This window comes from Microbispora sp. H10670, assembly GCF_014161385.1.
Lineage (GTDB): Bacteria > Actinomycetota > Actinomycetes > Streptosporangiales > Streptosporangiaceae > Microbispora > Microbispora triticiradicis.
This window is the reverse complement of the sequence record NZ_JABBWW010000055.1, coordinates 1-7,841: the sequence shown is the minus strand read 5'-3', so window position 1 is coordinate 7,841 and position 7,841 is coordinate 1. Positions and strand designations below refer to the sequence as shown.

Here is a 7,841-nt window from a genome sequence, read left to right as displayed (position 1 = left end):
GATCGAACAACCCCTCGACATCCCAGCCACGATCAGCCGGCCAATCCGAAATCGCGTCCACACCATCGGACACCAGCCGCCACAAATCCTCCGGCGAGGACACCCCACCCGGATACCGGCACGCCATTCCGATGATGGCGATCGGCTCATGCTGGGCGGCGATGATTTTGCGGTGCTCGCCGCGGAGCCGTTCCGTCTCCTTCAGCGAGGCCCGTAGCGCCTCGACCAGCTTGACGTCGGAGTCACTCATCGCCAACCTCACAATTCCTGCGTCATATCGTCGAATTCCAGGCCCTGGAACGCCATGTTGATCAGACTCTCGGCGTCCATTTCGTCAATGGAAGCCGCGGGTGCCGAATCGGCGGCCGATTCGGCGGACTCGGCGCGGGCTCCGCCGAGTTCCAGCAGGGTGTCCAGCAGGCCCGCGTCGCGCAGCCTGCTCAGGGGAATCGCATTCAGGATCCGGCGGACCCGTTCCTCGGTGTCCGCCGAGCCGTTCTGTCCGTCCGCGTCGGTCGCCAGCTCTCGGTCGAGGTGGGCGGCGAGCACGAGCGCGTTCGGGTAGTCGAAGACCAGCGTCGCCGGCAGGCGCAGCCCGGTGACCGTGTTCAGTCCGTTGCGGAACTCGACGGCCGACAGCGAGTCGAAGCCCAGCTCGCCGAACGCGCGGTCCGGCTCGATGGCCTGCGAGCCGCTGTGCCCCAGCACCAGAGCGGCCTGGGTGCGCACGATGTCCAGCAGTGCCGCCTGGCGTTCGGTCTCGGACAGACCGGCCAGGCTGCTCCGCAGGGCGGCGGCGGCCGACGCGTTCCCGGTGCCGCGCCGGGCCGGTCGGCGTACGAGGCCGCGCAGCAGGGCCGGCGGCTCGTTGCCGGCCGCGACCGCGGCCAGGTCGAGCCGGATCGGCACCACCGTGGCCGCGTCCCCGGCGCAGGCCAGGTCGAACAGCGCGAGGCCCTGCTCCTCCGTGAGCGGTTCCACACCGGTACGGCTGAGCCGCTGCCGGTCGGCGTCGGTCAGTCCCCCGCCGATGCCGCCCTCGTCGTCCCACAGGCCCCAGGCCTGTGACTGCGCGGTCAGACCGGCGGCGCGGCGGTGGAGCGCCAGCGCGTCCAGGAAGGCGTTCGCGGCGGCGTAGCTGCCCTGACCGGGGTTGCCGAACACGCCGGCGGCCGAGGAGAACAGCACGAACGCCGAGAGGTTCCGGCCCGCGGTGAGTTCGTGCAGGTTCAGCGCCGCGTCGACCTTGGCGCGCAGCACGTGGTCCACGCGCTCGGGGGTGAGCGAGGAGATCACGCCGTCGTCGAGCACGCCGGCGATGTGCACGACGCCGGTGACGTCCACCGCCGACAGGAGCTCGGCGAGCGCGGCGCGGTCGGCGGTGTCGCAGGCGGCGACCGTCACGTCGGCGCCCAGCGCGGCCAGTTCGTCGCGTAGCTCGGCGGCCCCCGGGGCGGCGAGCCCTCGGCGGCTGGTCAGCAGCAGCCGCGGCACGCCGTACCGGGTGACCAGGTGCCGGGAGACGAGCCGCCCCAGTGTGCCGGTCGCGCCGGTGACCAGGACGGTGTCGTCCGGCCCGAAGGACCCGGCGGGCGTGTCGTCCTCGGCGGCGGCCGGCGGCCGGGCGAGCCTCGCCGCGTGCATCGCGCCGTCGCGTACGACGACCTGCGGCTCGTCCGTCGCCAGAACCGTCGCGAGGTCCACCGAGTCGTCGGTGTCCAGCAGCAGGATCCGGCCCAGGTTCTCCGACTGCGCGGACCGCACCAGTCCCCAGACCGCGGCGCCCGCGAGATCGACGGAGTCCTCTCCCGGCAGTGGTACGGCGCCCCGCGTGGTCACGGCCAGCGTGGAACCGGCGAACCGGGAGTCGGCCGCCCAGGCCTGCAGTACGGCGAGCGCCCGGTGCGTCGCGGCCCGCACCGCCGCCGCGTCGCGGCCGTGGCCGGCGTCCAGCACGACCACCTCCGGAGGCACGGCGTCGTCGGCCAGATCGGCCCAGGCCGCCCACGACACGGGCAGCGCCGCCGGAGCGCCGGCGATCGGCGTCCAGGACAGCTGGAAGAGCGAGTCGCCTGCGCCCGGTTCCGCCGCCCGAAGCTGCTCGGTCGAGGTCGCACGCAGGGTCAGGGACTCGACCGACGCCACGGGTACGCCGTACCGGTCGGTGATCTCCATGGACAGCGAGGTGTCGCTCAGCCAGGTCAGCCGCACGCGCAGCGCGTCGGCTCCGGCCGCGTGCAGTACGACCCCGCGCCAGGCGAAGGGCAGCAGCGCCTGCTCCCGGTCGGCCGCGCCGTCCGGAGGCACGAGACCCAGCCCGTGCAGCGCGGCGTCCAGCAGCGCCGGGTGCACGCCGAACGCGGCGGCGTCCTCCCGTGCCTGTGCCGGAAGCTCCACCTCCGTGAAGATCTCCGCGCCGCGCCGCCACGCCGTCTTCAGGCCCTGGAACGTCGGGCCGTAGCCGTAACCGCGTTCGTGCAGGATGTCGTACGCGTCGCTCACGTCCACCGGGGTGGCGTCGGCCGGGGGCCACTGCAGGTGGCCCGTGGACGCGGTGGGCGCGGAAGCGGTGAGGGTGCCTTCGGCGTGCAGCGTCCAGGGCTCGTCCGCCGGAGCGTTCTCCCTGCGGGAGTAGACCGCGACCGTACGGCGGTCGGTGTCGTCGGCGGCGCCGACCACGACCTGCACCTGCATCCCGCGATCACGTGAGCCGGGATCACCCTCGGGCAGCAGCAGCGGCGCCGCGAGGGTGAGCTCCTCCAGGACGGCGCAGCCGACCTGGCCTCCCGCCGCGACCGCCAGCTCCACGAAGCCCGTGCCAGGGAAGAGCACGTTGTCCAGCACCTGGTGGTCGGCCAGCCAGGGATGCGTACGGACCGACAGCCGGCCGGTGAACGACATCCCGTCCGAGTCGGGGGCCGGGATCGCGGCGCCGAGCAGCGGGTGCTCGACGCGCTCCAGGCCCATGGCCGCCGCGTCCACACCCTCCTGCTCGTGTTCGAGCCAGTAGAACTCGCGCTGGAAGGCGTAGGTGGGCAGGTCGACGCGGCGGGCGCCGGTCTCGGCGTAGAAGGCCTGCCAGTCGACCGGGACGCCGGCGGTGTGCAGCTGACCAAGCGCCGCCACGACCGTGCCGGGCTCGGGCCGTCCGGCCCGCATCGTGGCGGTGAAGACGGCAGTGTCGGCCTCGTCGAGGGTCTGCTGGGCCATCGCGGTCAGCACCGCGTCCGGGCCCAGCTCCACGAACCGGGTCACCCCCTGAGCGGCCAGGGTGGTCACCGCGTCGGCGAACCGCACCGCCCCGCGCACCTGGTCCACCCAGTACCGCGCGGTGCCGAACCCGGTGTCGGCGAGACCGCCGGTGACGGTGGACACGATCGGGATGGACGGCCGCCCGTAGGTCAGCGACTCCGCCACGGTGTGGAAGTCGGCGAGCATCGGCTCCATCAGCTGGGAGTGGAAAGCGTGGGAGACCCGCAACCGGCGCGTCTTCCGCCCCTGCTCCGCCAGCCGCGCCGCCAGGGCCAGAACCGGGCCCTCCTGCCCGGAGACGACCACCGCACGCGGCCCGTTGACCGCCGCGATGTCCACCCCCTCGGTCAGCAGCGCCAGGACCTCGTCCTCGGTGGCCTGGACCGCGACCATCGCCCCACCCGACGGCAGGGCCTGCATCAACCGGCCCCGCGCCGCCACCAACCGGCACGCATCCGCAAGCGACAGCATCCCGGCCACGTGCGCGGCGGCCAGCTCACCCACCGAGTGACCGGCCAGGTAGTCCGGCCGCACCCCCCACGACTCCACGAGGCGGAACAGCGCCACCTCCACCGCGAACAACCCCGCCTGCGCATACGCCGTCTGGTCCACCAGATCGGGGTCCTCGCCCCAGATCACCTCACGCAACGGCCGATCCAGATGCGCATCCAGCTCAGCGACGACCGCGTCGAAGGCTTGGGCGAAGGCGGGGAACGCCGCGTGGAGTTCGCGGCCCATGCCGAGCCGCTGGGCGCCCTGACCGGTGAACAGCACACCGACCTTGCCACCGGAACGGGCGACGCCCTGCACCACCCCAGGTGCGGTACGGCCCTCCGCCAGTGCCGCCAGCCCCGCCAGCAGCCCGGCCCGGTCACCACCGGTGACCACCGCCCGCCGTTCAAAGGACGCCCGCGTCGTCGCCAGCGAGTAGCCGATGTCGGCCACGCTCAGGGCGGGGCGGTCCTGCACGAAGGACAGCACCCGGGCCGCCTGGCCGGCCAGCGCGTCCGCCGTCTTGCCTGACACCACCCACGCCACCGGAGCCGCGCTCTCGTTCTCGACCGGGACCTGCGCGGTGCCGTCGGTCAGCTCCGGCGTGGCGGGGAGGACGGTGCCGGTGAGCAGGGCCGGGGAGGGGGCCTCAGCGAGGAGGACATCCGCAGGGGCGAGGTCGGCGGGGGCCTGCTCGATGATGACGTGGGCGTTGGTGCCGCTGATCCCGAACGACGACACACCCGCACGACGGGGGCGGTCCACCTCCGGCCACGGCATCGCCTCGGTCAGCAGCCGTACGTGGCCGGCCGACCACTCGATGTGCGGGGAGGGCTCGTCCGCGTGCAGCGTCTTGGGCAGGACGCCGTTGTGCATGGCCATGACCATCTTGATGATCCCGCCGACGCCGGCGGCGGCCTGCGTGTGGCCGATGTTCGACTTCAGCGACCCCAGCCACAGCGGCCGCTCCTCAGGCCGATCCTGACCATAGGTCGCCAAAACCGCCTGCGCCTCGATCGGGTCACCCAGCGTCGTCCCGGTGCCGTGACCCTCGACCACGTCGACGTCCCACACCGACAGCCTGGCGTTGGCCAGGGCCTGGCGGATCACCCGCTCCTGCGACGGACCGTTCGGCGCGGTCAGCCCGTTGGACGCGCCGTCCTGGTTCACCGCCGTGCCCCGCACCACCGCGAGCACCCGGTGCCCGAGCCGCCGCGCGTCCGACAACCGCTCCACCAGCAGCACACCGCAGCCCTCGGCCCACGCCGTCCCGTTCGCGCCCGCGCCGTACGCGCGGCAGCGGCCGTCGGGCGACAGCCCCCGCTGGCGGGAGAACTCGATGAAGGTGTCGGGGGTGGCCATCACCGCGACTCCGCCGACCAGCGCCAGCGAGCACTCACCGGATCGGAGTGCCTGCCCGGCCAGGTGCAGGGCTACCAGGGAGGAGGAGCAGGCGGTGTCGATTGTCACCGACGGGCCCTCGAACCCGAACACGTACGACACCCGGCCCGAGGCGATCGATCCGGTGTTCGCGTTGGCGGCGTAGTCGTGGTACATCATCCCGGCGAACACGCCGGTCGACGAGCCTCGCAGCGAGCCAGGGTCGATCCCGGCTCGCTCCATCGCCTCCCAGGAGGTCTCCAGCAGCAACCGCTGCTGCGGGTCCATCACCAGAGCCTCATTCGGGGAGATCCCGAAGAAGGCCGCGTCGAACTCCGCCGCCTCGTGCAGGAACCCACCCGACTTCACATAACTGGTGTTCGGACGCTTGCCGTCGGGGTCGAAGATCTCTTCGATGTTCCAGCCACGGTTCACCGGCAGGTCGGAGATCGCGTCCACCCCGCCCGCGACCAGCCGCCACAGGTCCTCCGGCGAGGACACCCCACCGGGGTAGCGGCACGCCATGCCCACGATCGCGAGCGGCTCGTCGACCGAACCGGCCGTGGCCGCCACCGCCGTACGCCTGGTGTCGGCACCGACCACCTCGGCCGCGATGTGCTCGGCGACGGCGAGCGCGTTGGGGTAGTCGAAGACCAGCGACGCCGGCAGCCGCAGCCCGGTGACCGCGTTCAGTCCGTTGCGGAGTTCCACGGCGGAGAGCGAGTCGAAGCCCAGCTCGCCGAACGCCCGGTCGGGCTCGATCGCCTCCACCCCGGCGTGCCCGAGGACGGCGGCCGCCTGCGTACGCACGATGTCGAGCGCGGCGGCGACCCGCTCGGCCGCGGTCAGTCCGGCGAACCTCTCCCGTACGGCGGAGGCCGCGCCGCCGGCCGCGGCGGCCACCCGGCGAGTGGGTACGCGGACGAGGGTGCGGAAGAGGGACGGGAGCTCCGCTCCCGCTTCGGCGAGGGCGGCGAAGTCCAGCCGGATCGGCACCAGCGTGCCGGAGTCCACGGTGCAGGCGACGTCGAACAGCTCCAGCCCCTGCCGGGCCGACAGCGGCTCCACACCGTTGCGGCTCAGCCGCTGCCGGTCGGCGTCGCCCAGCTCACCGGCCATCCCGGCGTCGTCGGCCCAGAGGCCCCAGGCCAACGACTGGGCGGTGAGGCCGTTCGCCCGGCGGTGCGCGGCGAGGGCGTCCAGGAACGCGTTCGCCGCCGCGTAGCTGCCCTGACCCGGCGTCCCGAACACCCCCGACGCCGAGGAGAACAGCACGAACGCCGCCAGCTCACGACCACGCGTCAGCTCGTGCAGATTCAGCGCCGCGTCCACCTTCGGACGCAGCACCCGATCCATCCGCTCCGGCGTCAGCGACCCGATCACACCGTCGTCCAGCACACCCGCCAGATGCACGACTCCCACCAGCGGGTGCTCCGCCGGGATCCCCGCCAGCACCCCTGCGAGCGAGGCGCGATCAGCGGCATCCGCCGCCGCCACCGACACTCGCGCGCCGAGGTCCGCAAGCTCGCCGATCAGGTCGGCGGCGCTCTCGGCCGAGGCGCTCCTGCTGGTGAGCAGCAGGTGACGCACCCCGTGCGCCACGACCAGGTGCCGCGCCACCAACCGGCCCAGCATCCCGGTGCCACCCGTGACCAGCACCGTCCCCTCCGCCGGGAACGACGTCAGCGGTGTCGTTTCCGGTGCCGTCTCCGGCGCCGAGACCGGGACCCGGACCAGCCGGGGCGCGTACGCGGCGCCGTCGCGGATCGCCACCTGCGGCTCGCCGATGCCCATGACGGCACCGAGGTCCACGCCGGCGTCCACTCCGCTGTCCGCGCTGTCGTCCAGGTCGGCCAGGACGATCCGGTCGGGATGCTCCCGCTGCGCGGTCCGCACCAGCCCCCAGACGGCCGCGCCGGCGAGGTCGGTCACGTCGTCCGCGCCGGGCAGCGGGGCGACCGCCCCCCGGGTGACGACCAGCAATCTGCTGTCGGCGAAGCGCTCGTCGGCCGTCCACTCCTGCAGTACGGCCAGCACCTGGTGGGTCGCGGCCCTGACCGCCCCGGCCTCGTCCGCGGAAGCCCCGTCCGGGTCGCCGAAGGGCTCCCGGAGCACGATGACGTCCGGCACCGTCGCCGCGGCCGGGTCCAGGGCCGCCCAGTCGGCGTACGTCAGGGAGACGGCCGGGGGCACCGGCAGCTTCGTCCAGTCGACCCGGTACAGCGAGTCGTGCAGTTGCGCGGGCTGCAGCTGTTCCGGCGCGACCGGCCGCGACGTGAGCGACCGCACGGCGGCGACCGGTGCTCCCTCGGCGTCCGCGATCTCCAGGGAGAAGGCGTTCTGCCCCGCGGGCGTCAGCCGGACGCGCAGCGCCGTCGCACCGACGGCGCTCAGCGACACGCCCGCCCAGGAGAACGGCAGCATCGTGGGGCCGTCGTCGGTGTCGTCCACGCCGAAGTGCAGCGAGTGCAGTGCCGCGTCGAACAGTGCGGGGTGGAGTCCGAAGAGTGCGGCGTCCTGGTGTTCGTGGTCGGGGAGGACGACTTCGGCGAACAGTTCCTCGCCGCGTCGCCAGGCCGCGCGTAGTCCCTGGAAGGCCGGGCCGTAGCCGTAGCCGCGTTCGTGCAGGATCTGGTAGGCGTCGGTGAGGTCCACCGCGCCGGCCTGGGCCGGAGGCCACTGGCTCAGGTCCGCACCGGCCGGGTTCGTGGTGGCCG

At 73.4% G+C, this 7,841-nt stretch carries 2 protein-coding genes; both read right to left on the bottom strand.

All coding sequences use genetic code 11. The features are described 5' to 3' along the window. Positions 1 to 250 (bottom strand): beta-ketoacyl synthase N-terminal-like domain-containing protein (locus HHX33_RS34240; protein WP_182878191.1); only part of this gene is annotated, 250 nt, incomplete at its 3' end. 8 nt (positions 251 to 258) lie between these two features. Then, positions 259 to 7,812, bottom strand: coding sequence for a type I polyketide synthase (locus tag HHX33_RS34235; RefSeq protein WP_259403156.1), 7,554 nt, complete (start codon positions 7,810 to 7,812; stop codon positions 259 to 261). Positions 7,813 to 7,841: the final 29 nt, after the last annotated feature.